Annotated in this window: 21 protein-coding genes; 12 read left to right on the forward strand and 9 right to left on the reverse strand. The window is 42.0% G+C overall.

The window, feature by feature from the left end; genetic code table 11:
* Window positions 1-64 precede the first annotated feature (64 nt).
* Complete coding sequence (locus M9194_RS04100) at window positions 65-1,168, forward strand: 1-acyl-sn-glycerol-3-phosphate acyltransferase (RefSeq protein WP_250611206.1); 1,104 nt, start codon at window positions 65-67, stop codon at window positions 1,166-1,168.
* Window positions 1,169-1,241: 73 nt separating this feature from the next.
* Here the strand turns inward: M9194_RS04100 and M9194_RS04105 are convergent, their stop codons facing one another.
* From M9194_RS04105 to M9194_RS04120, 4 genes are all read right to left on the reverse strand, one after another.
* Window positions 1,242-1,886 (reverse strand): L-fuculose-phosphate aldolase, encoded by a 645-nt coding sequence (locus M9194_RS04105; protein WP_250611207.1) that lies wholly within the window; start codon window positions 1,884-1,886, stop codon window positions 1,242-1,244.
* Between the two features lie 81 nt (window positions 1,887-1,967).
* Window positions 1,968-3,065, reverse strand: a complete 1,098-nt coding sequence (gene mtnA / locus M9194_RS04110; RefSeq protein WP_250611210.1) for an S-methyl-5-thioribose-1-phosphate isomerase — start codon at window positions 3,063-3,065, stop codon at window positions 1,968-1,970.
* 8 nt (window positions 3,066-3,073) lie between these two features.
* On the reverse strand, window positions 3,074-4,360 hold the full coding sequence (mtnK, locus tag M9194_RS04115) for an S-methyl-5-thioribose kinase (protein ID WP_250611212.1): 1,287 nt from the start codon (window positions 4,358-4,360) through the stop codon (window positions 3,074-3,076).
* 156 nt (window positions 4,361-4,516) lie between these two features.
* Window positions 4,517-5,131, reverse strand: coding sequence for a leucine-rich repeat domain-containing protein (locus tag M9194_RS04120; protein ID WP_250611214.1), 615 nt, complete (start codon window positions 5,129-5,131; stop codon window positions 4,517-4,519).
* A gap of 748 nt (window positions 5,132-5,879) precedes the next feature.
* Here M9194_RS04120 and M9194_RS04125 point away from each other — a divergent pair.
* From M9194_RS04125 to M9194_RS04145, 5 genes are all read left to right on the forward strand, one after another.
* Window positions 5,880-6,347 (forward strand): TetR family transcriptional regulator, encoded by a 468-nt coding sequence (locus tag M9194_RS04125; protein ID WP_250611216.1) that lies wholly within the window; start codon window positions 5,880-5,882, stop codon window positions 6,345-6,347.
* Window positions 6,348-6,557: 210 nt separating this feature from the next.
* A complete protein-coding gene (locus M9194_RS04130; RefSeq protein WP_250611218.1) occupies window positions 6,558-7,562 on the forward strand; it encodes a response regulator in 1,005 nt (334 codons plus the stop codon).
* Window positions 7,562-8,008: a PAS domain-containing protein gene (locus M9194_RS04135; RefSeq protein ID WP_250611220.1), complete on the forward strand. Its 447-nt coding sequence runs from the start codon at window positions 7,562-7,564 to the stop codon at window positions 8,006-8,008. The genes M9194_RS04130 and M9194_RS04135 overlap by 1 nt, the downstream gene beginning before the upstream one ends.
* A gap of 69 nt (window positions 8,009-8,077) precedes the next feature.
* Complete coding sequence (locus M9194_RS04140; RefSeq protein WP_250611222.1) at window positions 8,078-9,583, forward strand: NAD(P)H-hydrate dehydratase; 1,506 nt, start codon at window positions 8,078-8,080, stop codon at window positions 9,581-9,583.
* Window positions 9,584-9,848: 265 nt separating this feature from the next.
* Complete coding sequence (locus M9194_RS04145) at window positions 9,849-10,892, forward strand: GMP reductase (protein ID WP_250611224.1); 1,044 nt, start codon at window positions 9,849-9,851, stop codon at window positions 10,890-10,892.
* A gap of 126 nt (window positions 10,893-11,018) precedes the next feature.
* On the opposite strand, the gene M9194_RS04150 is transcribed toward M9194_RS04145, so the two are convergent.
* A complete protein-coding gene (locus M9194_RS04150) occupies window positions 11,019-12,053 on the reverse strand; it encodes a phage integrase (RefSeq protein ID WP_250611226.1) in 1,035 nt (344 codons plus the stop codon).
* 262 nt (window positions 12,054-12,315) lie between these two features.
* On the opposite strand from M9194_RS04150, the gene M9194_RS04155 reads away from it, so the two are divergent.
* From M9194_RS04155 to M9194_RS04165, 3 genes are all read left to right on the forward strand, one after another.
* A complete protein-coding gene (locus M9194_RS04155) occupies window positions 12,316-13,086 on the forward strand; it encodes a substrate-binding periplasmic protein (RefSeq protein WP_250611228.1) in 771 nt (256 codons plus the stop codon).
* A 517-nt stretch (window positions 13,087-13,603) separates the two neighbouring features.
* On the forward strand, window positions 13,604-14,533 hold the full coding sequence (locus M9194_RS04160; RefSeq protein ID WP_250611230.1) for a substrate-binding domain-containing protein: 930 nt from the start codon (window positions 13,604-13,606) through the stop codon (window positions 14,531-14,533).
* Window positions 14,534-14,587: 54 nt separating this feature from the next.
* Window positions 14,588-14,902, forward strand: a complete 315-nt coding sequence (locus M9194_RS04165; RefSeq protein ID WP_250611232.1) for an SOS response-associated peptidase family protein — start codon at window positions 14,588-14,590, stop codon at window positions 14,900-14,902.
* 543 nt (window positions 14,903-15,445) lie between these two features.
* On the opposite strand, the gene M9194_RS21760 is transcribed toward M9194_RS04165, so the two are convergent.
* The 3 genes from M9194_RS21760 to panB form a co-directional block, all read right to left on the reverse strand.
* A complete protein-coding gene (locus tag M9194_RS21760) occupies window positions 15,446-17,497 on the reverse strand; it encodes a diguanylate cyclase domain-containing protein (protein WP_250611234.1) in 2,052 nt (683 codons plus the stop codon).
* A gap of 42 nt (window positions 17,498-17,539) precedes the next feature.
* Window positions 17,540-18,511: an ABC transporter substrate-binding protein gene (locus M9194_RS04175; protein WP_250611236.1), complete on the reverse strand. Its 972-nt coding sequence runs from the start codon at window positions 18,509-18,511 to the stop codon at window positions 17,540-17,542.
* Between the two features lie 214 nt (window positions 18,512-18,725).
* Window positions 18,726-19,556, reverse strand: a complete 831-nt coding sequence (gene panB, locus M9194_RS04180; protein WP_250611238.1) for a 3-methyl-2-oxobutanoate hydroxymethyltransferase — start codon at window positions 19,554-19,556, stop codon at window positions 18,726-18,728.
* Window positions 19,557-20,227: 671 nt separating this feature from the next.
* Here panB and M9194_RS04185 point away from each other — a divergent pair.
* The 3 genes from M9194_RS04185 (at window position 20,228) to M9194_RS04195 (ending at window position 23,849) form a co-directional block, all read left to right on the forward strand.
* Window positions 20,228-20,728, forward strand: coding sequence for a hypothetical protein (locus tag M9194_RS04185; protein ID WP_250611240.1), 501 nt, complete (start codon window positions 20,228-20,230; stop codon window positions 20,726-20,728).
* Between the two features lie 73 nt (window positions 20,729-20,801).
* Window positions 20,802-21,269, forward strand: coding sequence for a hypothetical protein (locus M9194_RS04190; RefSeq protein ID WP_250611242.1), 468 nt, complete (start codon window positions 20,802-20,804; stop codon window positions 21,267-21,269).
* A 282-nt stretch (window positions 21,270-21,551) separates the two neighbouring features.
* Entirely contained in the window at window positions 21,552-23,849 is a 2,298-nt protein-coding gene (locus tag M9194_RS04195) for a TcfC E-set like domain-containing protein (protein ID WP_250611244.1), read from the forward strand.
* Window positions 23,850-23,907: 58 nt separating this feature from the next.
* On the opposite strand, the gene M9194_RS04200 is transcribed toward M9194_RS04195, so the two are convergent.
* On the reverse strand, window positions 23,908-24,369 hold the full coding sequence (locus M9194_RS04200; RefSeq protein WP_250611246.1) for an Lrp/AsnC family transcriptional regulator: 462 nt from the start codon (window positions 24,367-24,369) through the stop codon (window positions 23,908-23,910).
* Window positions 24,370-24,502: the final 133 nt, after the last annotated feature.

Genomic DNA, 24,502 nt, shown 5'->3' on the forward strand with positions numbered 1-24,502 from the left:
TAATGCTGCGAACTGGCGCTTCTATGCGTAGAATAGGCCAGCTTTTTATTGTATGTAGTGAAAAATGACTTCTAAGACAGACCCATATATAGAAATACGTCCTTATAATGACGATGAAATCCCAGCGGCGATTGGCCGCCTTATTAACGATGAAGAGTTTATCGACGCGATATTGCAGCATCGATTCTCCAACCATGCGAAATGGTTTAAGGCGTTAATGGCTCCATTTGTCAAAATCTATTTAAAGCTGAAGTGGGCAAAGTTAAACTCAGTGGAATCTATCCAGTTAGAAGTCAAAAAATACCTTGAAGCGACGCTGGATTCGACGACAGATGGCCTAACCTATAGTGGCCTCGAAAAACTCGATAAAGAGACCGCGTATCTTTTCGTCTCCAATCACCGTGATATTGCGATGGACCCAGCCCTGGTAAACTATGGTTTACATATGTCGGGAATGAAAACGGTTAGAATCGCCATCGGTGATAACTTGCTTAAGAAACCGTGTGCCACCGAGCTGATGAAACTGAACAAAAGTTTTATTGTAAAACGTTCATCAAAAGGCCCACGTGAAATGATGAAAGCCTTAGGAACGCTATCCTCTTATATCAAGCACTCTTTAGATACAGGAAACTCCATTTGGATTGCGCAAAGAGAAGGTCGTGCTAAAGATGGCAACGACTTTACCGATCCGGCTATCCTCAAGATGTTCCATGTTGAAGGAAGGCGCGCAAAACTTTCGTTTCCTGAGTACATCAAATCGTTAAAAATCGTGCCTGTTGCTATCTCGTATGAGAACGATCCTTGTGATATGGCGAAAGCACTGGAGCTTTACGAGAAAGCGCATAGTGGCAGTTACGAAAAAAGTGAATTTGAAGATATCGAAAGCATTGTGCAAGGTATCGTTGGTTACAAAGGCCGAGTGCATGTTGCGTTTGGTGATGTTATCGATCAGGATTTCGAGACGCCTGAAGCGTTGGCTGAAGAGCTGGATCGCCAAATTCACGATAAATATAAACTCTTCCCAATCAACTATTTGGCGGCTAAGCAAGAGCAAGACGTTAAAGAGGGCGTCAAAGCCAAATTAGACGCCAAGCTTAAAGAATTGCCAGAAGGCGCGAAGCAATACCTTCTCGATAGCTACGCAAATCCGGTTAAAAACCAAGCTTAAACTTTTTAAATCTGCCCGCTTTTGGGTACGATTACATGTTACGAAGGAGCCAAGTAGCTCCTTCTTTTTTATCTCAGTCTTGCTTTAAGCCATAAGTGGTAAATTTGGCGAGCACGATATCCATTTCTTCTTTAGACAATGTAGGCACTGGGGTTTGAACAGTAGAAACCGTCAAATACATCTTGGCCAGCACTTCCACTTCGTTTGCCAACCACAATGCTTTTTCTAAATTGGCCTCCATTGCGATCATGCCATGATGTTGCATTAAAATCGCTTTGCTTTGCTTCATACCTTCCGCGACATCGCGAGCCAGCTCTGGTGTCCCGAAGGTCGAGTAGGGGATACACGGGATATGATCGCTGCCCGATACCGCAACCATGTAGTGAAGTGGAGGAATCGAGCGATTGAGAATCGCGACTGCCGTTGCGTTAACCGCGTGAGTATGAACCACCGCATTCAGCTCAGGCCTTGATTGATAACAGGCCAAGTGGAAATGCCATTCGCTCGACGGCAACTTGCCAGCTTCCGCATTGCCAAACTCGTCGATGAACACGATGTCATTTGGCGAAAGCTTAGAATAAGCGGCACCACTGGGTGTAATTAGCATGCCATTTTCATATCTAGCGCTCACGTTACCTGAGCTACCATGGTTTATCCCTAGAGCGTTCATTTCTAAGCAGGCATCGATGATTTCCTGCGAAAGTTGTTCTCGGTACATATATCTCCTAGCTTGTGACGCCTTTGGCGTTCATTATGATTAGGTAAAGTGGTGGTCATTCCCTTTTAGAGAATAAGCCTGTCAGCGAATAAATTTATCCGCAAACAAGGTTGCCATCGCATCTTGATTCGCAGCGCATACTCCCCGCTCGGTAATAAGCCCTGTGATGTATTTTGCCGGGGTTACATCAAAGGCGTAATTGCCGCATGGTGTCCCTTCAGGTGCCGTGTTGACCGATATTCGATGACCTTGAGTGTCTAAGCCGTACACATGGGATTGCTCGTCGCCGGATCTTTGCTCTATGGGGATCTCTTTAATGCCATCAGACGTGCTCCAATCTATGGTTGGAGAAGGTAGGGCGACATAAAATGGCACCTTGTTGTCATAGGCTGCCAGTGCTTTTAAGTAAGTACCAATCTTATTGCACACATCGCCTTTGGATGTGGTTCGATCGGATCCCACAATACAGAGATCAACTTCGCCATGCTGCATTAAGTGACCACCAGCATTATCGGCGATTAAGGTGTGTGGGACGCCATGAGCGCCCAGTTCAAATGCCGTCAGTAGACCTTGATTTCTTGGCCGTGTTTCATCGACCCAAACATGAACATTAATACCTGCTTCATGGGCTTTGTAGATGGGAGATAAGGCGGTGCCCCAATCGACGGTTGCGAGCCATCCCGCATTACAATGAGTCAGAATATTGATTGTGCTGCCTGCAGGTTTATTCGCGGCGATATCTTTAATGATATCTAAACCATGCTCGCCAATACGTTCGCACAGTTGGACGTCTTCATCGGCGATGTCTTCTGCTAATTGGTAAGCAACTTCCGTCCTCTGATTTGGCGCGGTGTCTGCCAATAGGTTGCGTACTCTATCCAATGCCCATTTGAGGTTGATGGCTGTGGGCCGAGTTTTTATCAAGGTTTGATAACAAGTGTTGAGGGCGTCATCACTGGCATCTTCTTTCATTCCCAAAGCCATTCCGTAAGCCGCCACCGCTCCGATTAATGGTGCGCCGCGAACCCACATATCTTTAATCGCGGTAGCCGCCATAGACATCGACGTTAGCTGAATGATATTGAATTCAAATGGCAGTTTAGTTTGGTCGAGTATTTCTACACTAAAACCATCTTTCGCCAGCCAAACAGAGCGGTAATGTTTATTGTTAATTATCATCGTAATCCCTAGATACTTTGCGCGAACAGGTGAACTGCATTGAGATCTTGATAGTTTTTCGCATTCACGATTAACTCTCTTGCTAACTTAAGTGCGCGCCGCTCACAGGTAGCTCGCAAATCGGCATTTGGAATGTCGTTGAAATCAGCGACGCCAGCGAAGCCGATGATGCGGCGGTTTATTTCCAAACCAGCATTAACCAAGGTGTCTTCAAATAAGGTTTCTATAAACACAGATTGAGCGTGGTGAAGGGCACGTTGACCTAAGTGGTTTTGATAAATTTCAGTTGGGAAAGCATCACCTTGGGATTTGTTATTCCAAAGTTGAAGAAAGCCCGTTGTAAATACTTTCCAAGTTGTCGAAATTTGCTCAGCCAACCACTGTTGTTCTTGCTCGCATTGTTGAAGGTCTTCTTGCCAGCCAGGACGAGCGAAATAAGCCAAAAATAAGTTGCCTATGTAGTTTCCAATATCAAACGCCATTGGGCCCATAAAGCCAAACTCCGGGTCGATCACTTTGGTATCCGTTTCTGTCACCATGATGGAGCCGGAGTGGAGATCGCCATGCAGTAAGGCCTGAGCTTCGGTCATAAATTTGAATTTATAACGCATCGCCACTTGAATCATCTCTTCATCTTGCCAAATTTGCTTGATATCGTTATCAAGTTGCGGCGATGTCCAATTATTTCTCTCCGCATCGTAATATGGCTCTGTAAAAATCAGGTCTTCAGTAATCTTACACAGTTCATGATTGGGAGCGAACCTAGATACTAGTGCCTTTTTTTCCTGGGCATTCATACCGATATCGGAAGTATGAAACAGCGTTCTCGCGAGAAAAGTGCCTATAGATTCTGCTAAGTTTGGAAATTGCTTCCCGCCAATTAACTCTTTGCGCAAAATAACATGGGGAGTTAAGTATTTCATGACGCATATGGCTTGTTCTTCATCATAGAAATACACCTCTGGCACCAAATCATAGCTGGCAAAACGCGCTGAGGTTTCAAGAGAGTGATATTCAAAATAAGCCCTATCAAGGGAGAGCTGCCAACTTTCCCCAGCCGCTCGTACATAAGGCAATGCTTGTTTTACAACAATGGATTTTTCCAGACCTTGTACGATAAAGACAAGGTTGAGATTTCCATCACCGACTTCTTTGACCGTCCAATCTTCTGGATTTCCACCAAGCTGTATATGAGCAGGAAGATTTTGCTCTAAATATAGAGGTAGGGTTTCGCAGGTTTGAGGCTGATAATTGTGGTTCTTTGAAGGACAAGGTGGAGAAGCCTGATATGACATTTCAATGACCCTTATTCGTTCTATCAATGTGATTCACTCAATACATGTATGTCAGGAGTGTATCGCTAATTGGTTGACTTTAAAGGCAGTCTATCAAATTGTGTCTGACGTTCAACTTGTGGGAGCGACTCTTAGAGTGAAAGCGGATTTACCACTTTAACGAGCCACCGCCCCCCCAAGCGTTAAGTTTGTGGGCCATTTCGATATGGGATTGCCACCTAGATAGATGTTGCCACGTACCGTCATGGTATCTGGAAAAGTGCGGATAGCAGATCCACCAATATATAAATTTCCTTCTACAACGATCCCATTTGGTAGCTCTTTCAACGGCGTTCGTATCACACTTAGATCCCCTTTGACCTGCATGCGAGCGGGTAAGCGCTCTAGTGGCGTGTCGGTAAAGTTGAGAAATCCACCAACTTGTACTCCGCTTTGCCATCGTTTAATTTTGCTTCCCAGTAAATTCGCATAACCCTTGATTTTGACGCCTGCGGGTATAGAACTTAACTCACTATTAGAGGCATTGAGGTTACCTTTGATGTCAATATTGGCGGGAAGTGACTTAATGGGAGTTTCAGATATGTTTAAGTTTCCCTTGACGACTAAGCCATCAGGCAGGGAATCAAATGGCTTGTCTCTAAGATCAAGGTTTCCATAGTTGTCGAGGTAGTTGAGCATCTGGTATTTGTCTATCCCTTGGGCAAAGGATAAAGGAGATAGGAGTGACAAGGAGAAAAAAAGAACAGTGGACAGTCTTAAACGCTTCGCCATAATCCATTACGCAGTAAAAGCCGGGTAAGGTAAGTATACCCAAGTCTGACTTTTATACCCAAAGAATAAGATTCAATGCACTATACCCAGAAGCCTAACATGAAAGATTTGATTGGTTTGCTAGCATGGATGTGTTTCTTTTTTATGACGCATTTATTAAAAAATTAGCTGGTTTGTTTGCTGTTTGACCCACAAAAGTCAAGACTTGAAACGATATCTTCATTTTTTATTACAACGCAAATTTTATTTAGTGTGCTACTAACTTCATACTACACATTGTCGCGTTTGAACATCATCAATATTGATAACCATAATTTCTATAAGGCTACTAATAGACAAAAGGAGAGTGATACTACGGGAAATGGTAAACTGTTAATTTGTTTTAAAATCAATTAGATGTGAATTTTTATTCTGCAGTTTGTTCTGTATGAGGAGCGATGGCTTGAGAGGTTAGATAAGGAATCCCGGAATAAAACTGGCAAAAAATACTCGTCATAAATCCTAAATAGAATTGTCATAATTAATCAGTTGGTTGCTATTTGTTTATTATCCGTACGGTTTCAATAAGTTTTAAAAATGAAAGCACAGATTTACCCCCTGATTCTTGCTCATTGCTAGGTGTACATTGTACGAAAACGTAGTGACTACTCTTGATGTTAAGTCATTTATATGATTCATCCAAGAGACGTCGGTACATAATCAACATCATCTGCATAAAGATGAAAGAAAGTAAAGAAGAGCCAGAACCATGCCAAAACGTAGTAAAGAAGATACCGAAATTACAATTCGGAAGATCACGGATGCGGTTGTGGACCAACTAATCAGATTGGGCTACGACAATATGTCCTACACGACACTGAGTCAGCAAACGGGTGTTTCACGGACAGGTATTAGTCACCACTTTCCCAAGAAAACTGATTTCACGGCAGCTTTAGATGGGCGGATATTCAAAATGTTCGTAGAGCATTTGGATTTTGAAAATACATTACAGGATTTTGCGAAAAGTTGGATGTCGGCTTTGAACAATAATGAGTTTGTAGCACTGCTTAAATTGCTATTCCATCATATTGTTTCAACCGGTCCAGTACACGAATTTGCGGAGAAAGGTGTCGATAGATTATACAAATCAGTACAAACACAATTTGGTGAGTTGAGCGATCAAGAGCTGGATTTGTTGCTTGGCAAGTCGTTAGTGAAGATGAGTCAGCGCTCGTAACGCCTATTACTCTTCGAGATGAAAGCCCATTTAGAGCCGTTCTAGATGGGCTTTTTGTTGTCTTAACTTAGATCTGGAGTGAGAAAACGATAGCCTATCTTTCAATCCCTTCAGAATTAATTTTACCGAATTAATGCATTCAAAAAGCGCATTCTAGCCTTTCTGTTACACTCTATTTAATGGAATGAAAAAATAATAATAGGTGGATGCATGACATACCCGGTTCTCATCTGTGACGATTCTGCACTTGCCAGAAAACAGATGGCTCGTTCTCTCCCCGACGCCTTAGGGGCAGACATCACCTTTGCTGTTCATGGATTGGACGCATTAGAACAGCTAGACAATAACGACTTTAAGCTGATGTTTCTCGACTTAACCATGCCTGAACTGGATGGGTTTGGCACTTTGGAAGAAATGCAAGCGCGTGGAGACCAAACACCTGTGGTGGTCGTGTCAGGGGACATACAACCGAAAGCCAAAGAGCGAGTGTTAGGTTTAGGTGCAAAAGCGTTTATCCAAAAACCTATCGATAAAGCGATACTGAAAGATGTACTGAAACAGTTGGTAGAGCCGCAGTCTGTTCCACAGGCAACGGTCACCCAAACGGTTCAGTTACCTGTGTTACGCAGACGCGATATCTATAAGGAAGTAGCAAACGTCGCCATTGGTCGCGCTGCTGATGCCCTGGCTCGCCACTTTGATGTGTTTGTCCACCTTCCACTCCCGCATGTGAACATCTTCGAAGTCAGTGAACTGCACATGGCGCTGCGTGACTTAGCCGAGAATGATCAAGTATCTGGTGTTTGCCAAGGGTTCAGTGGCGAAGGCATTGCAGGAGAGGCCTTAGTGTTACTCAGTGATTCGAGCGTGGCAGATCTGAAAAGGCTGATGAAAGTGCCTGCTGAAAGTGAAGAACTAGAGGAATTGGAGCTGCTTATGGATGTCTCGAACATTCTTGTTGGCTCGTTTTTAAATGGTCTTGGCGCTCAAGCTGAAGTACGTTTTTTCCAAAGCTCACCAGTGTTGCTTGGACAGCATATTTCGATTGACTCGGTTATCAACTCAACGACAGGATCATTTAAGAAAACCATGACCTTTGAGGTGAGTTATAGCATCGATAAAACGTCCATTCGTTGCGATTTGCTGTTCATGTTTGTTGATGAATCCCTGCCGTTGCTTGACCATAAACTAGAATACTTGATGGAGGAATTCTGATGTTAGATCTTCCTGCAGAATTCGAACAGTTCCACTGGATGGTGGACATGGTACAAAATGTCGATATGGGCCTTGTGGTACTTAATCGTGAATACGAAGTCCAGGTGTGGAACGGGTTTATGACCCATCATAGTGGCGTTCAATCTCACGATGCGATAGATAAAACCTTATTTGAACTGTTTCCTGAGATCCCACAAGACTGGTTTAAGCTGAAAACCAAACCTGTCTATGACTTAGGTTGTCGAAGCTTTATTACTTGGCAACAAAAACCTTATTTATTCAAGTGTCGTAACGTTCGCCCGGTGACTCAACAAGCCGCATTCATGTATCAGAACATCACGTTAAACCCGATGAGAACACCAACGGGGCAGATCAAATCACTGTTTCTATCGATACAAGATGCAACCGCTGAAGCACTGGTATCCCTGGCGGAAAAAGGCGCTTAAATTAAGCTCGCTAGCTCGGCGGTTTTCGAGATATAGTAACTCTAACAATCAATCGGTTATGAGTTAAAAATGAGCGCAGGACACTCTCTTCCGTTATACAGTGCCGAGCAGGTTAAGCAAGGCGAAGTACAGGCGGCGAAACTTGCCAACATTCCCATGTATGATCTGATGGAAAAAGCAGGCGCAGCGGTGTTTGAAACACTTCTCGAGCACTATGGCCAGCCATCCTCTATCGCTGTGTTTTGTGGGGGAGGTAATAATGGTGGAGACGGTTATGTTGTCGCCAGATTAGCCAAGGAGCGAGGCATTCAAGTCTCACTTTATCATTGTGGAGCTATCGATAAGCTTAAAGGTGATGCACTGACGGCTAAAAGAGCGTGGCAAAGCGCAGGCGGCCGTATTGTCGATATTGAACGTATCCTATCTCAACCGGTTTCTCTCACATTAAGCGAACACAATGTTGTGGTTGATGCATTGCTGGGGACGGGCCTTTCTGGTCCCGTTCGGCCACAAGCACGTCAAGTGATTGCGCTCTTGAATCAATTTAATGGCCCAGTGGTTTCAGTTGATATCCCTTCCGGCCTATGTGCCAATACAGGTCAAGTCTTGGGCGATTGCGTTAAAGCTGACCATACGGTCACATTTATTGGCCATAAACAAGGTTTGGTGACAGGTCATGCCCGTGCCTATACTGGCGATCTGCATTTCGCTGGTCTAAGCGTTGAAGAACGCTTAGAGCAAATTTGTGCGACCTCACGCTTTCTCATGGGGCAGGAGGTGTATCAATATTTACCCGAGCGCTCGCCTTTGGCTCATAAGGGAAATAACGGCAAGCTAATATGTATTGGTGGCAACGAAGGCATGGCAGGGGCTATTGTGTTAGCATCTACTGCAGCCGCTCGCTCTGGAGCGGGCCTAGTCGCAACACTGGCTCATTCAGACAGTGTGTTGCCTTTGCAAGTGCATTGCCCTGAGGTAATGGCAAGACAGTGGTGTGGAGATAAAGCCTTTTTATCTCAGCGACTGCGTTGGTCAGATGTGGTGTTAATTGGACCGGGCCTTGGTACCGATGATTGGTCTGAGGAAGCGTATCATGATGTGCTTGGTGTTGATAAAGTGAAGGTATTTGATGCCGATGCCTTAAACCTTCTAGCCCAACGGCCGAATAAAGATCCGCAGCGGATATTGACTCCTCACTCTGGCGAGGCAGCACGTTTGCTGGGTGTATCTATTGAGGAGGTTGAATCTGATCGATACCAATCTGTAATAGAACTTCACCAACGTTATGGCGGCGTGATTGTGTTAAAGGGGCCTGGGACGTTAGTTTTCGATGGTCAAACAACGACTGTTTGTCCAAAAGGCAATTCAGGTATGGCATCTGGCGGTATGGGTGATGTGCTTTCTGGTGTTATTGCCGGGTTGTTAGCTCAAGGCATGTGCCTTTTTGATGCAGCAAAACTTGGCGTGTATTGTCATAGCGAGGCGGCTGATGTTATTGCTTCACAGACGGGCCAACGCGGAATGCTGGCGAGCGATGTAATCCCACAGGTAAGAGCGTTGTTAAACAGACACTAAGTTCTGAAACAATGAGCTACAATTAAGGAAGCAGGCGTGAAGTATTTAGTCTTCGAATTTTCGATATGAATTCTTCGGCAGGATAGCATACTAAAATGACAAAAATGAGTCTTGCATGAAAAAAATCACAACCTATAATGTTGTAAACCGGAGCGTCTGCCAACGCTCCGGTTTTTTTGTGTCCGAAGTTCGAGAATGACGTCTGCCAACGTGATTTATCGAGAATGCTAAGGGCACTGACTGTAGACAATCAAGGAAATGCACAATGCGTATCGAACAAGAACTTAAGCTTGGTTTTAAAGATGTCCTGTTTCGTCCGAAACGTTCAACACTGAAAAGCCGGTCTCAAGTAAATTTAACCCGCGAGTTTACCTTCAAGCACAGTGGGCGTCAATGGTCAGGTGTGCCTGTTATTGCCGCGAACATGGACTCAGTGGGTAGTTTTGCCATGGCTAAAGCGTTGGCAGAACATGGTGTTATGACCGCTGTACACAAACATTATACAGTCGCAGAGTGGGCAGAGTTTGTTAAAGAGGCCGATGCAAAAACGCTGAATAATGTGATGGTGTCAACGGGAACATCCGATGCCGATTTCCAAAAAACACTCGATGTTATGGCGTTAAGTGATGAGTTGCTGTTTATTTGTATCGACATTGCTAACGGTTACTCTGAACACCTAGTCGAATACGTGCAAAAAGTAAGAGAAGCCTTCCCTGACAAAGTGATTTCTGCGGGGAATGTGGTTACGGGTGATATGGTTGAAGAGCTGATCCTAGCTGGCGCAGACATCGTAAAAGTGGGCATTGGCCCTGGTTCGGTATGCACCACTCGAGTAAAAACCGGAGTAGGCTATCCACAACTTTCCGCCATTATAGAATGTGCCGATGCGGCCCACGGCCTAGGCGGCCGAATTATTGGTGATGGCGGCTGCTCTTGCGCTGGTGATGTCGCTAAAGCCTTCGGCGGCGGTGCCGACTTTGTCATGCTTGGTGGCATGCTTGCCGCTCATGAAGAGTCAGGCGGCGAGCTTATCGAGAAAGACGGAAAAACCTTCATGAAATTCTATGGAATGTCTTCACAAAGCGCGATGGACAAGCATTCTGGAGGCGTTGCAGGCTACCGCGCAGCTGAAGGAAAAACCGTACTATTGCCATACCGTGGACCAGTAGATGAGACCATTCAAGACATCCTTGGCGGCGTACGCTCAACCTGCACATACGTAGGCGCGTCGGAGCTTCGCGAGCTAACAAAGAGAGCGACATTTATCCGCGTTCAGGAACAAGAGAACAACGTTTTTGGTAAAGAGTAAAACGTCAACTCTTCGGAAAAACCGAATTAATTTGAGCCGTTTTTAACGGCTCTTTTTTTGCCCAGAAATCAAAAGTGGCGACAAAGTGGCGACACTTGCGGAAAAATTTTTTGCAAAGACGAAAATTTAGAAGCCTGAAATGGGGTTTAGAGTGATTGCTTCGGAGAGGTGATCAGGGGCGAAATGTGCGTACCGCATGGTCATGGAAATATCGGCATGGCCAAGAATGTCTCTTAATACGAGAATATTTCCGCCGTTCATCATAAAGTGACTGGCAAAAGTGTGGCGCAAAACATGCGAAGCTTGTCCTGAAGGCAGCTCAATACCTAATTTGTTTTTTAATATGTAGCAGAACGGCGTATAACACTCTTCAAACAGTTTCCCTGAGGTAGGCTTGTATATTTCCTGATAAAGCGCCTCAGAGATGGGCACGGAGCGATTCTTCTTAGTTTTTGTATTGGTATAGGTCACTTTAAATGGGCTTAGCTGAGTGCCTCTGAGCTGAGCGGCTTCATTCCATCTTGCACCAGTGGCCAAGCATAATTTAACGATCTTTAGCATATCTTCGCGTTCATGTTCCCCAACAATGTTCAAGAGTAGTGCTATTTTTTCAGAAGTGAGGAAAGACATGGCTCTTTCTGACTCTTTAAAAGGTTTAATGTCTATCAATGGGTTGGGCAACGACCATTCACCCATTTCTTTTAGCTTGTTAAAAATGGCCTTAAAGCGAGCAAGTTCAGAATTGAGAGTTGAAATACTAGGTTGGCCTCGGTTCCAGCGTTTTTCGTCGACGAAAATGATTTTTCCAGCCATACGTAATTTCCTAAAATCCGTATAGTGCTTAGCAGTAAAAGTCGAAGAGATAGGGTTGCCCATAGCTTCCACCATATGCTTAAACTTTTGGTATATCACATTCCCGTTTGCAAGCGTTCTTCCATAGTGAGAAAACCAAATTTCGATAATGTCTGAAAGCCTCCGGTGATCAGGCTTATCCCCCATCCATGGTTTTTCGTCTACCTGCTTCATTATGTAGAGCTCAAACGCGCTAACTTCACCTTTGGTGGAAAAGCGTTTACGGACACGTTTGTTTCTTCGGCCGTTTGGATAACACTCACAGAGCCAAGGCCTTTTACTGCCATCTTTTAAGTTGCGAATTGACATATCGAAAATTACTTACTGTTTATTCATACAGTAATATGCTTCATCGGACAGTCAATGTTTGATATCCGTTTCGAGAAACACGAGTGTGCTAACAAATTGTATGATTTGGAGTTAGAAGTTCAGGAAGTTTCGACTTTCCTTAGCTCGTCCTAATGAAAATATGCTGTTGGATTTAAACAGAGTATACGGCCCTCTAATGACAAAATTATAACCTATACTTTTTTGGAACAGCGAGAGCTACATAAAGTAAGGAAGCAACCAGATGGAAATTCAAATGTTTTTTAGGAAAGTAATTAAAGCACTTCTTATGTGTTGTATCTTTTTAAGTCCTACATCTTTTGCACAGAGTCATTTAAATATCATGACTGAAGATTGGCCTCCATTGAACTATCGTGAAGGAAAAGTTGCAGTAGGCCCGGCAGTAGAGTTGGTTGAGCAAGCGCAAAAAATTCTCAAACAAAACTCAAAAATAGCAATCTTGCCTTGGAAGAGAGCTTATCAAGAGGTGTTGAATACAAAAAACACGATGCTATTTTCGATGTCTCGGACAAAGGAAAGAGAAAACTTATTCAAATGGGTAGGACCAATTGCCGCCAAAAAATACGCGTTTTTTGCCAAAGCAGGCTCAAACATCAAATTATCAAACATAGAGAGTGCTAAAGCGTACAGGATAGGAGTTCAAAATGGTGGGGTCACTGAGGAATATATCAAGAGCCAAAATTTTACTAAAGTCGATCCAATTCTCAAGACGAAACAAAACTTAGATAAGCTGCTGAATGGAAGAATTAATCTTTGGTATGAAGGTAGTTCGACAGTTTACGACACACTAAAAAAAGAAGGCCTCCCTGAAAATACGGTTGAAGAAGTACTAGTTGCGAAAACACAGCACCTGTATATGGCTTTTAATAAGGAAACACTGCAAAAAGAAATTGATCAATGGCAGCAGGCATTATTGACGCTTTATAAAAATGGAGAGATGGAGAAAATTTATAAAAAGTACAACGCACTGCACCTTATGCCCAACCTAGATTAATCCGATATTATAAGGCTCTGTTGCTTTTCACAACGGAGCCAACTCTTCAATATTTCAGTTAAGCCAACTGTCGCTGTATAGTATTTTCACTTATTACCCGGAGTGAATTTCGGACAAAAAAATTGCCAAGTGGATGTGTGGACTCGGCAATACACGGCAATCACAAATCAGTTTATACATTTAAAAGTCAAAACCACAATATGGTTTTTACATAAAGAATTCAGTAAGTTTTTTAGTGCAGCTTTGTGGCTTCGAGTGGCTTCATGAATAGTTGTAAATGATACGTTTCATGTTTCTATTTGTCTTGAGTGATAATTTACATTGATATAAGAGAAAACTGTTGCCAGTAACTCCAATTTTATTAAGGCATTCAGATGTGCGTCCTTTTGTTAGCATAAATTAAACTAAACTGATGAGTAGGTAGCAGAACGGATGACTACTTATGAATCTCATAGTAAAAGTTATTTTTTTAACGTTGTTGACCATACCAAACATTATATTTTCTCAAGAGCTCCGCTTGGCTGTAGTTCCAAAAGAAGAAAATAATCCATTTTTCGCGGCGAGCCGAGATGGGTGCGTAGCTGCTGCTAAAGAAATCGGCAATGTTCAATGCGTATTTCGTGGGCCCATCAGTGTTGATGTAAGACAACAAGACAAAATTATCTCAGATTTGATTAATGAGGGTGTAGACGGTATCGCCATTGCTGTCAGTCAGTCTGATTTTCTGGCTTCTAACAGCGTGCAAAAAGCGTTACGACAGGGTATCCCTGTAATTACTTATGATGCAGATTTTTCTCAAGAGTCGCTGAATAAGTATCCCAATTTGAGAGCCGCTTACATAGGAACCAACGATTTTGAACTAGGTAGAGCGTTGGGCGAGCTCTTAAAAGTCTATCGGCCTAATGGTGGAAACATTGTCATTCAAACGGGTAGGCCAGATTCTCCCAATTTGAACTTAAGAGTCATGGGTGTCCGCTCTGCTCTCTCTGGCATAAACTACGACACTCCCCCTGGAGAACGCTTATCGGGAGAACGTGGTTGGAGAGAGTTCAGTGAAAAACCATTGTACAATTTTGGGCAGAATGACCGAGCTGAGCGAGATTTAAAAAATGTCTTATCAACATATAAAAGGAAAGGGATTGATGCATTTGTTGCTGTTGGAGGGTGGACGCAATTTGTTGACTCTTATACAGAAGTTGTAGGCCCTCATAAACAAGCACTATTAAACCAAGATATCATACTTATCATCGCGGATACTGATGATAGACAACTCGATTATCTAAGAGATAATCTAGCACATGGCAATGTTGGCCAGAAACCCTATGAAATGGGTAGGCAAGCAATATTGACATTGCACAACTTGATAATTGGCGAGTCTGTTGATGAAGTTGTGCATGTACCTATGACCATCTGTACACCCAAAAATTATGCAGCCTGCACAAAATAGAAGCACATGCCCTTGTACATCCAGCCAGCAGCTAGACTTAAACCAAGAAGGTAGGTGCTGGTTGAGGTGGATATGTGTGGCAGGCTAAACGTCATTGATGACCCACTGCCGAAGATCGTGAGTGACATGCTTGGGAGCGATTTCTCGGCAGAGACGAATACTGATTTGCGGCCAACACAAAATGTGTCCACAGTGATGTGCTTGAATAATGCGTTGCAGCAAGTGGACTTGCAATGGGGTATAAAACCTGACTGGGCAAAGCGAATTATCGTTAATGCGCAAGCAGAAACTGTAGCCACCAAACCGACTTTTCGTCAGGCATTTCACATAAGTAGGGTAGTTGTCCCTTGTTCTGGCTGGTATGAATAGCGAACAGAATAAGGCAAAAAGCAGAAATATTTATTCATGAATCCTGACCAATCGCCTTTATATATGGTTGCTATAGCTTTAGAAGAGAAGACCACAAAACATACTTACTTGCCATAATTAGCAGCCTTTAAGATCCCATCTTTACCCTTGACAACTTCAACATGATTTTTAATCGTTGTTATTATTTTTGGGGTTTTCGATACTGAAAGCTTCCATAAGCTCATCTTGGAGATTTTTTGATGTCAGTTTGGGAACCAGGCTATAGTTGTGAAAATGGTATTTTTTACTCCACTGGTCTATGTTTCCAACGATTAGAAAGTGCGTAACTTTACCGCTACATTTGCTGGATACCTCTAGTAATGCTTGTAGGGCACCGGCGATATGCATGTGTAACGGGGCACCTGTACAAAACTGGTAACCGTTAGATCAAGTCTGAACTTCTACACGTGGTGCTTCTCCCGAAGGTCGCTCAACGCCTAATTTGTTTTTTAGTATCCAGCAAAACACTGTATAACACTTTTTAAACGTTGGCTCGACTTGGAATCACAACCTATTTGTTGGATTAGTGCAAACCATTTTTTTTCCTAACTTTTTAGCTCGATACATTGCGTCATCTGCTAGCTTGAAAAGTGTCTCTACATCGCGTCCATTATCAGGGTATATTGCAATTCCAATACTGGCAGATACTTGAATATGAATATTTTTTATTGTGACTTCATTAGTAAAGCTGTCCAGTATTTTTTCTGCCACAGATGTGACTTGTTCAGGTGCGGTGATATCGTCCACCAGTAGTGTAAATTCATCACCACCCAGTCGAGCTACAGTATCAGCTTTTCGTACACTTTTAGTTAACCGTAATGCGACTTCCTTCAGCACAGAATCGCCAACATTGTGTCCGTAAGTATCATTAATAAGTTTAAAATCATCTAAGTCAATAAATAACAACCCAATTTTGTTATGGTTTCTCCCTGCGTGAGCTAAGGACTGCTCAATCCTATCGTAAAATAAATTGCGATTGACCAAGTTAGTTAAACTGTCGTAGTTGGCTTGATGCCATATATTGAGTTCATTTTGTTTTTGGACGGTGATATCTTGCACTATCCCTACAACCTTGGATGGAGTAGTGTCTACATACAAGGCTTCGGCTCGGTGGACCACGTACTTGGTTGTTCCATTTTTTAGTCGCAACTTATTAGTCCATTGGATATGCCGACCTGGAAGAGGGATGGTTTTCCAGTTGTTTTCAGCGATATACCTTTCTTGAGGATCGACAAGTGCAATAATCTCACGATGTTTGAGTGTTGTACCGTGCTCTTCCAATTCGAAAATAGTAAACACTTCACTTGATCCAACAATATGATCAGATCTTAAATCCCATTCCCAGCTTCCTAACTGGGCTATTTGTTGTGCATGTTTTAGTAAGTTTTGGCTCTTTCTCAGTTTGCGTTCTGTTATTGCAACCGACTCATATTTAGCCTCTAATTCGTCGTGCATCTGAGACATTTTCTTTGCGTGTTGCTCATCTCGTGCCTTGGCTTTTTGTAAATCGGCAACCATGTTATTGAAGCTGCTCATCACAATATTCACTTCTTCAATATTGGTTTCTTTTAGTGGTTCAGGGTAATAGCCATCACTGATGCTTTTGGATGCATTTGATAATTGACGTAAAGGCATGATTACTCTTCGATTGAAGTACACCCAGGTAAGACTTGCTAATAAGACTCCAACTATCGAGACCACAGTCACTTCAACTAACAGAAATATTAAAGGTTTATAAGCTTCGTGGACTGGCTGCTCTACCCAAACCACAAGATCTAGACGATTTAGTTTCCTAGAGGATGAGTAAATAAGCGAGTGGTGACCAGATAATCCAACATCTTGTGTACGTCTATTGGTATCGATAAATGAGCTTCTCAGTACGACACTGGGGTTTTGGTGTGCGATGACCTTTCCATCAATGTTCGTCACATAGGCTTCGATACTTTTTTCTACACCGATTAAAGCTAAGGTTTCCCATAGAGATTTAAGCCTGAGCTCTGCATACAGTATATTGGTAATATCTGCTCTCCTTGGGTGCCTATAAGGGTAAACAGTCAACGCAATCGGCTCTTTTAATAAGGGATCAAATGACACCTTGCTTATCGTTTGGCTTGATTGGAGTGCGTTAATAAACATGGAGCTGGAGGATAACTTCTCAAATAGGTCAGGAGGAGTCAGTGATGTCCTAGAGACTTGAGTAACGCTAGCTTCGAGTAAATTTACTATTCCAGCCGTTTGGTATAGCGAGTCTCTAAACATTAGGCTTTGTAGTATATCCCTTTGCCCGTTAACGTCAGCTTGAGTAAGTCCAGTATTGACTATAAGCTGAAAGTCTCTTTCTGATTGGCTAAATACACTCAATACTCGATCTTCAATTGAGTTTGCTATTTTTTCGAAATGTTCAAGCCGTTGCTCTTGGAACGAGTGATAGGTTGCATGGCCAGAAATCAGTACGATGATAAGGATTGGACCAACTGTTAAGCCACAAAATAGTAAGAGCAAGTGACGTTTTAAGCTCTTTTTAGGCTTTGGTTTATCTTGTTTATAACGAAACACTGTTTGGTGTACCTTGTATTAACGCATGATTTGAATCGGTACTTAAGGTGAACGAATAACAAGCTTTGCTTGATGTAATACACTGTCTGGGACCTCTAGTCCTATGGCATTTGCCGTCACCAAATTGATACCAAGATAAGACTCGGCGGTTTCAACGGGGAGCTGAGCAACGTTTACTCCTTTTAAGACTTGATTTGCCATTCTTGCTGCCTGTTGCCCCGCTTTATAGTGAATAATTCCATATGCCATCAGAGCGCCTTTTTCGACCTGCAAATTTGTTGGCCCCGACAGTGGCAACTTTTCGTCAATAGACGTTCGTACAATGTCTGTAATTCGTTTATTCACCAGGCTATCAGGTAGGATAAAAATCATATCTGTTGACGGGGGAATATTATTTAAAGTTTTACTGATCGAGTTGTTATTTGGGCACTCAGCCAAAATGAGTTCTACCTTGAGAGCATTGGCACTTGCTTGAAGCTGAGCCAACGCGCTCATTGGTGCGGAATCATTAGGATTAAATAAGACAAGTACTCGCTTAGCATTTGGAACAAGTTGCTTCATTATGTCTAATCGCAGCGCTTGATTATTGCTGATTCGGACACCACTCATATTACCCGCTGGATTGGTAAGATCCGTCATAATACCCGCTCGAATGGGGTCGGCAACTACGCCAAAAATAACGGGGATACTTGTATGTCTAGTCGCGCGATATGCAGCTACACCAGTAGGTGTGCCTGCGGTAAAAATGAGATCCACTTTTTGTTTTACAAATCGATCCAGCTGCTTTTGCAATGCAAGTCCTGTCAACGGTTTTTGCTCGGAAATAAAGATGAGATCATCGCCCTCAACATAACCCATATCCAATAGGCCATCTTTGAAACCCTGGATGTTTCGTAGCCCATTAGGATTATTCGTAACCAGTCCGACAGTGTAGCTCTTTTTTTTGTCGCCACAGCCAACCAACAAGACTATGAGAAAAATAGCAAAAATTTTGAGTCGCATAATTTTCGACATAACCCAACCAGATCCGTAATTCACACTGTTACAGTTTATATTAGTCGCTATTGATAGGATGGACATTAAATATGAGCTATTCCATGTTCTATTTGTTGGGCGTCAATGCATGTGGGTTTGTCTTTCCGCATAAATCGTTGAGTAGTGAAATTGGCCGTGTCTTTAAAAATTTTGTAGAGTGACTAACCATTTTATGGTGGCCAACACTGAGTTTTTAGCACCTCGTTGGGTCACTTAAATAACAGTGATTTTTTGTAGGAAACTGATTGCTTTCAACGTCTCTAGCATAGTCAGTAAAAGCATCACTAATCGATCTGCTCAGATCAGCATATTGTTTGACAAACCTAGGTTTAAAAGCTTTGTTTAAGCCAAGTAAATCTTCAGTAACTAATACTTGACCATCACATTGCATAGAAGCGCCGATCCCTATTGATGGTATTTGTAAAGATTTTGTGATTTCAACAGCTGCGTGCTCATATACACCTTCGATAAGTACAGCAAATGCTCCTGCCTTCTCAAGTGCTTTTGCCTCTTTAACCAGTTTATCTACCTCGTCGTCTGCTTTTCCCTGTGTTTTGAACCCACCAAGAACATTTATTTGCTGGGGTCTAAGGCCTATGTGAGGTAAAACAGGTATCCCTCTTGCTATTAAAAATGAGATGGTATCCAGCGTTTCCGCTCCTACTTCGATTTTGACGGCGTCAGCCCCTGTTTCAGAGATGATTCGACGTGCATTGCGAAAAGCAACCTCTTTTGATTCCTCATGGGTACCAAAAGGCATATCTACTACAACTAACGCTTTGTTTGCTCCTCTCACCACTGCATTTCCATGCGCAATTATCATGTCGATCGTCACCATTAATGTAGAATCATGGCCATACGCAACCATGCCAACAGAATCACCAACAATAATCATATCTACAATAGGATCCATTAGTTCTGCCATATATGATGTGAATGCAGTAAGTGCCACAATCTTTTTATGGTTTTTTAATTTTTTAATAGTGTTGATAGTATATTTTTTATTTTTATAATGGATGCTCATAATTTCCTTCTAAATAAACGCTAGGCAACAGGACCTATGCATTAATCTAGCAGTAATTCGATTTCTTATCGTAACGAAAATCGGACAGCTAATTGATAGAATAAGACAACCACCCTCTAAAACATGGCTCTCGATTCTTATTTAACAAGGAAGAAGCATACCAATGCAATAAAATAAATAGCAATTTTCTACCTGTTTATTAGGGTCTAATTGGAATTCGTATAGTTAAAAAATAATGAAGTGCTGTGTTTACACCACAAGTTTCAATAGTGTTACTAACGAAGTTGTCATTATAATCATATATTTATATTATATATCACCTTTTTATTGTTTACTTTGGTTGATGGTTTTTGATTTTAAATTCATATTTTTTATCGATTTGTAACAATAATGGAAGGTAGGAATACATCTTAGTAATAAATAAAACTAATGATTTCATTTTCCTGGTTATTGTTATATACAGTTTTTCATACTGCAAACATGATGTGCAAGGAAGTTAGATATTTAACCAATTATATACTTTAGTATCATGGCATATTTTTGGGCTTGACAGTTTGATTGAAAATGAATTTCAATACTCTCTAATGGTGCGGTTAATATAAAAACCATAACAACACCATTGATAATAATTTTAAAACCGGATTTATAAATAAAAATGGAGTTAAATAAGAATGAAAAAACTACTCATGACAACGTTAAGTGTTGCTGTCGCGCTATCATCTAGCTCAGTATTTGCGGCTAATGGAACAATTAAGGAAAGCGCAAAATCTAAAGTGATTGTTGAATCAAAAATGATCGTTGGTGATTTAAAAATGGAAGACAGCATTACGATAACATCAGCCATGGTTGCAGAAGGGAAAGATCAAACTTTTCAGATAGCACAATTTTGTACCTACACAAACGATAAAGACGGCAAAGCGAATGTGAATGTCACCACCAATGAAGGTAAATTTGAAGTTGTTGGTACCAATGGAGAAGGAGACTTACCATACTCTTTAGCGATTGCAGGGCAAGGCGTCAAATATGGGGATAATGTCCTGACCGTCGATCCAAATGATTCTCCAGCGGGCTGCAAAACGGTTGAAACTGTATCGATGACATTCACAGGTGACAATATTAGGAACGCCAAAGCGGGCACTTATAACGCATCTTTTAACTTATCTACGAGCTAACGACTCCATTTTCTAACACTTGGCGCCAAGTACACTGGCGCCGCATTGATTTCTTTTTTCTAAGGAGAGTTTTATGATGAAAAAGTTACCTATGTTTTGCGTGGTATGGCTCTATTTTATCGTCTCAAGCTCAGCATTCTCGGCTCCTGTTTTGGATGTGATGGACCCTAGCATTTCAGTGAATGCGAGCAAACCAAGAAATTATATCACCGTACAAAATATAGGGGACAGCGCGGGTATGTTTACTGTATCAGTAAAAAATATCACTGATCCCACTCATCCTATTTTATATACCAACTCTCAATTGAAAACCCTGCCAGTTTTTATTAAGCCGATACTGATTAGAAAGTTTAGAGCTGGGCAGAAAAAGCGTATCACTCTCATACGAAACCCGAAAGCGTCTTTAGCTAAGCCCATGGTTTTAGAGCTAGCTATCAAGGAGTATATTGCACCTACAAAAGGCCAAGATGTATCCCCAAGTGATACGGGTATTCAAGTCAAAGGTTCGATTGTCAGTCGAGCAAAGGTAACGGTGAGTTAAATGTTAAGTCACGAATAATAAGAGGTAGTGTGGTGGCCACCCGCTCTTAGTATTTGTAAAAACTTACTTAAAAGCATAATGAATAACCTAACGAGGCGGTGTGTATATTTATCCGTGAGCCAACGTGTGTAAAGTAAGCGCGGTCTTTAAAGGAAAGGAGCGCCTGCTCATCTTTGTACTTATCTGTTTGTTTTTTTTTATTCCAGGCTTGCTTGCTCAAGTGATTTACTTCCGCCTGGTTTCGAGCACTATACCGAAGAAGATGAGACAACGTTAGTCACCTTGGTATTTGGAAAAGAAAAGCTTGGGGAAGTGCTTGCGACCTTTAATGATGACGAAATCAGCTTTGAAGAGCCAAACCTCGTATTAGACAAACTGAAAAGCTTTATTAAAGCCTCCTCAGAAAAGCGTTTACTCATTGCGCTTAAGAAAATGCATGAGACTCATATCGATCGTGTGTGTAAAAAAGGACCGACCTGTGGATATATTACCCCGAAAGTCTTAGGGGTAATATTTGATAGAGGCAATTACAAAGTGAATGTCTTCATTAATCCTAAATACTTAATAGATCAACAGTCCATTCCGGCCAAATACTTAAAAGATTCAACTTCTGGTTTTTCTTCTTTAAATCTGTTCAACATGGTTGAGTCAAAGGAAAACAAAAACACGCAAGCTCTACTTTTGCATAATGATAGTTACCTAAGCCATGGTAATTGGCACTTGAACTATAAGGGCTCTTACACTCAATCGTCCAATGAAAGCCAAGCCCCGCCCTATATTTTTAATGATATTGATTTGAATTGGCGGCATCACCAGTACTACGTTTCTGTAGGTCTTCAAGATACACCAGGTACACTCATTATCCCTTCTTTTAAAATGTTAGGTGGTAGTTTTACGTCCAATAATCACCTATTGATCAATAGAACAGAACAGATAGCGACGCCTATCGAAGTGAATATTTTGGTGCCAAGCTATGTCAATGTTTATCGAAACCAAGAGCTGATTGACATTCAGTACTTTCCTCCTGGCAATTACTTTCTCAATACGACAAGCTTTCCTAACGGCGCTTACAACTTGAAACTGGTTACAAGCACATTAGGTGGGAAAGAGCTAACCCAGTATGTCTATTTTGTGAAAACCCCCGCGCTTCCCTTACTCACCGTGCCAAACTATTATTTTTCGTATGGGCAGATTGTACAAAGCTCAGGGGAGAGTGTTATCCCCGAATCCGACCATACTCACTTTTTCATGGTACAAGCCAAACAGAGGCTAGCCAAATCATTGGGAACTAGAGAGAGTGTAATAGACATCAATAATGATGAGGTATTTGGAGAGCTGGCGCTGATGACCCAATTTCCACTGGTTAGCGTTAATATATCTGGAGCTGTCAGTAATTTTGGTGATTATGCTGCGTCGTTTTCAGTGCTGGGTCATTATAATGGCGTGAACTTAAATACCTTCTTTCGAGAAGTATGGGTAACTGAAGACAGTGGCCGCTATATCAGCCAGTATATAGAAGACACACAAGACAGTAATTCTGAGATCGGGAGTTCGGTGTCATATCAATGGCATAACTTCTTATTTTCTGATTCCCTTACTGTCTCTCACGTCGATGGTGAAAACTATAAGAGTATGAGTGCGAGTATTGAGAAAGGCTTTCAGCTTAACGCGCACAACCATTTGTCTTTCCTAATGAGCTTTACACACTCTCCCTCTGAGAAAACACTTTCTATGCAACTTCAATGGACATTTGATAATCTTGATGGTTGGAGCAGCAGCATTCAAAGTGATAATCAATATGCCCTTGGTCAGTTTGATGGTACGAATTCCAACCACCTTAAACTTGACTTAGATCGAGCGTCAACAATGGGGGCTGTCCATTATGATGCAGGTCTTGAAGCACTAATGACAGAGACAGGCCGATATTATTCCCAGTCTTTGCGGGCTAAAAGCACACGACTCGCTGGGCAAGAGCAGGTAAGTGCCTCAAAAATTGACCATAACCAAGAGAGCATTAGTCATAGTGTCAAGCTTTCTACCACGCTTGCGTACTCACCGCAGGCATTATGGGATTTCAGCAGCTCAAACAAGTTAAGTGGGGTGTTGGTCAAAGTCCACTCATCGGAGAAAAGCCAATATAGTATTTACGTGGATGGTAAACAGGTGAGTACCATCAATAATGGACAATCGTTATTTGTTCCTCTTACTGCCTATAGGGAGCATAATATACAAATCCAATCGAACGAGTTGACATTGAACGTTCCGAACAACGATATCAATGTTGTGCTATATCCAGGAAACGTGGAATCTGTTTATCGAGAAACCAAGAAGAGCTTGTTACTTATGGGTAATTTTGTGGATGGAAAGAATCACCCTCTTCCTTATTATCAAGTAGTGGGGGGAACAGAAACCACAGAAACCGATGAAGCTGGCTTTGCTCAAGTCGATATTCTGTTAGGCTCTCCTCTAAAACTGATAGATGCATCGGGGCATGAATGTGAAGTCAATACCACACATATTGAGGCAGAAGGAGGAGTGGCGTTCGAAGACCGTATTTTGTGTTTAGCAATAAAAGCCTAACCACTTCCTCACATTGCTCGTCGACTTCGCAATTCAGTGTCTATGATATTTTTGGTAGCTACAACGGCAACTCAAAGCCGACTTTATGTTTTGACAAAGCAACCAGAGTTTTAAAGCGTTTAACATTCGGTTTTTGGAGAAATAATTCTCGCGTCAATTCGTTGTATTGTTCCATACTTTTTACTGCAAAAATCAACACAAAGTCCCATTCTCCAGTGACGTAATAACATTGTTGTACGTACGGGCAATTTTCAAAATCCCGGCGTGTCGAGTCTAGCTCATGGATTTGTTCAGACTCGACTTCAATGTTCACAATAATGGTCAAACCAAAGCCTAAGGCTTCTTGATTGAGTAACGCGGTATATCGCTTGATCACGCCATTAGCCTTAAGTTTCTTTAAGCGTCTATTCACAGCAGCAGTAGACAAATTTACCTCTTCGCCTAATTCGCTTTGGGCGATCCGAGAGTCCTTTTGTATGGCGCTAAGTATTTTTAAGTCAAAACCATCAACGTCAATCATAGAATTTTCCAATTAAATGGCAAAACAACGCAATAAATTTGCGTCTGAAGTGTTCATTTAGATAATTTATACGATCACGCCTACCTATACTAGTCACAGTGGCTGAGTTATTAAGTCCTGCCCAGCAACAATT

Source organism: Vibrio sinus (assembly GCF_023634645.1).
GTDB lineage: Bacteria > Pseudomonadota > Gammaproteobacteria > Enterobacterales > Vibrionaceae > Vibrio > Vibrio sinus.

Bases quoted from the DNA above. Each gene is read 5' to 3' on its own strand.
- M9194_RS04100 (WP_250611206.1), top strand. From the start codon at position 65: ATGACTTCTAAGACAGACCCATATATAGAAATACGTCCTTATAATGAC.
- M9194_RS04105 (WP_250611207.1), bottom strand. From the start codon at position 1,886: ATGTACCGAGAACAACTTTCGCAGGAAATCATCGATGCCTGCTTAGAA.
- mtnA (WP_250611210.1), bottom strand. From the start codon at position 3,065: ATGATAATTAACAATAAACATTACCGCTCTGTTTGGCTGGCGAAAGAT.
- mtnK (WP_250611212.1), bottom strand. From the start codon at position 4,360: ATGTCATATCAGGCTTCTCCACCTTGTCCTTCAAAGAACCACAATTAT.
- M9194_RS04120 (WP_250611214.1), bottom strand. From the start codon at position 5,131: ATGGCGAAGCGTTTAAGACTGTCCACTGTTCTTTTTTTCTCCTTGTCA.
- M9194_RS04125 (WP_250611216.1), top strand. From the start codon at position 5,880: ATGCCAAAACGTAGTAAAGAAGATACCGAAATTACAATTCGGAAGATC.
- M9194_RS04130 (WP_250611218.1), top strand. From the start codon at position 6,558: ATGACATACCCGGTTCTCATCTGTGACGATTCTGCACTTGCCAGAAAA.
- M9194_RS04135 (WP_250611220.1), top strand. From the start codon at position 7,562: ATGTTAGATCTTCCTGCAGAATTCGAACAGTTCCACTGGATGGTGGAC.
- M9194_RS04140 (WP_250611222.1), top strand. From the start codon at position 8,078: ATGAGCGCAGGACACTCTCTTCCGTTATACAGTGCCGAGCAGGTTAAG.
- M9194_RS04145 (WP_250611224.1), top strand. From the start codon at position 9,849: ATGCGTATCGAACAAGAACTTAAGCTTGGTTTTAAAGATGTCCTGTTT.
- M9194_RS04150 (WP_250611226.1), bottom strand. From the start codon at position 12,053: ATGTCAATTCGCAACTTAAAAGATGGCAGTAAAAGGCCTTGGCTCTGT.
- M9194_RS04155 (WP_250611228.1), top strand. From the start codon at position 12,316: ATGGAAATTCAAATGTTTTTTAGGAAAGTAATTAAAGCACTTCTTATG.
- M9194_RS04175 (WP_250611236.1), bottom strand. From the start codon at position 18,511: ATGTCGAAAATTATGCGACTCAAAATTTTTGCTATTTTTCTCATAGTC.
- panB (WP_250611238.1), bottom strand. From the start codon at position 19,556: ATGAGCATCCATTATAAAAATAAAAAATATACTATCAACACTATTAAA.
- M9194_RS04185 (WP_250611240.1), top strand. From the start codon at position 20,228: ATGAAAAAACTACTCATGACAACGTTAAGTGTTGCTGTCGCGCTATCA.
- M9194_RS04190 (WP_250611242.1), top strand. From the start codon at position 20,802: ATGATGAAAAAGTTACCTATGTTTTGCGTGGTATGGCTCTATTTTATC.
- M9194_RS04200 (WP_250611246.1), bottom strand. From the start codon at position 24,369: ATGATTGACGTTGATGGTTTTGACTTAAAAATACTTAGCGCCATACAA.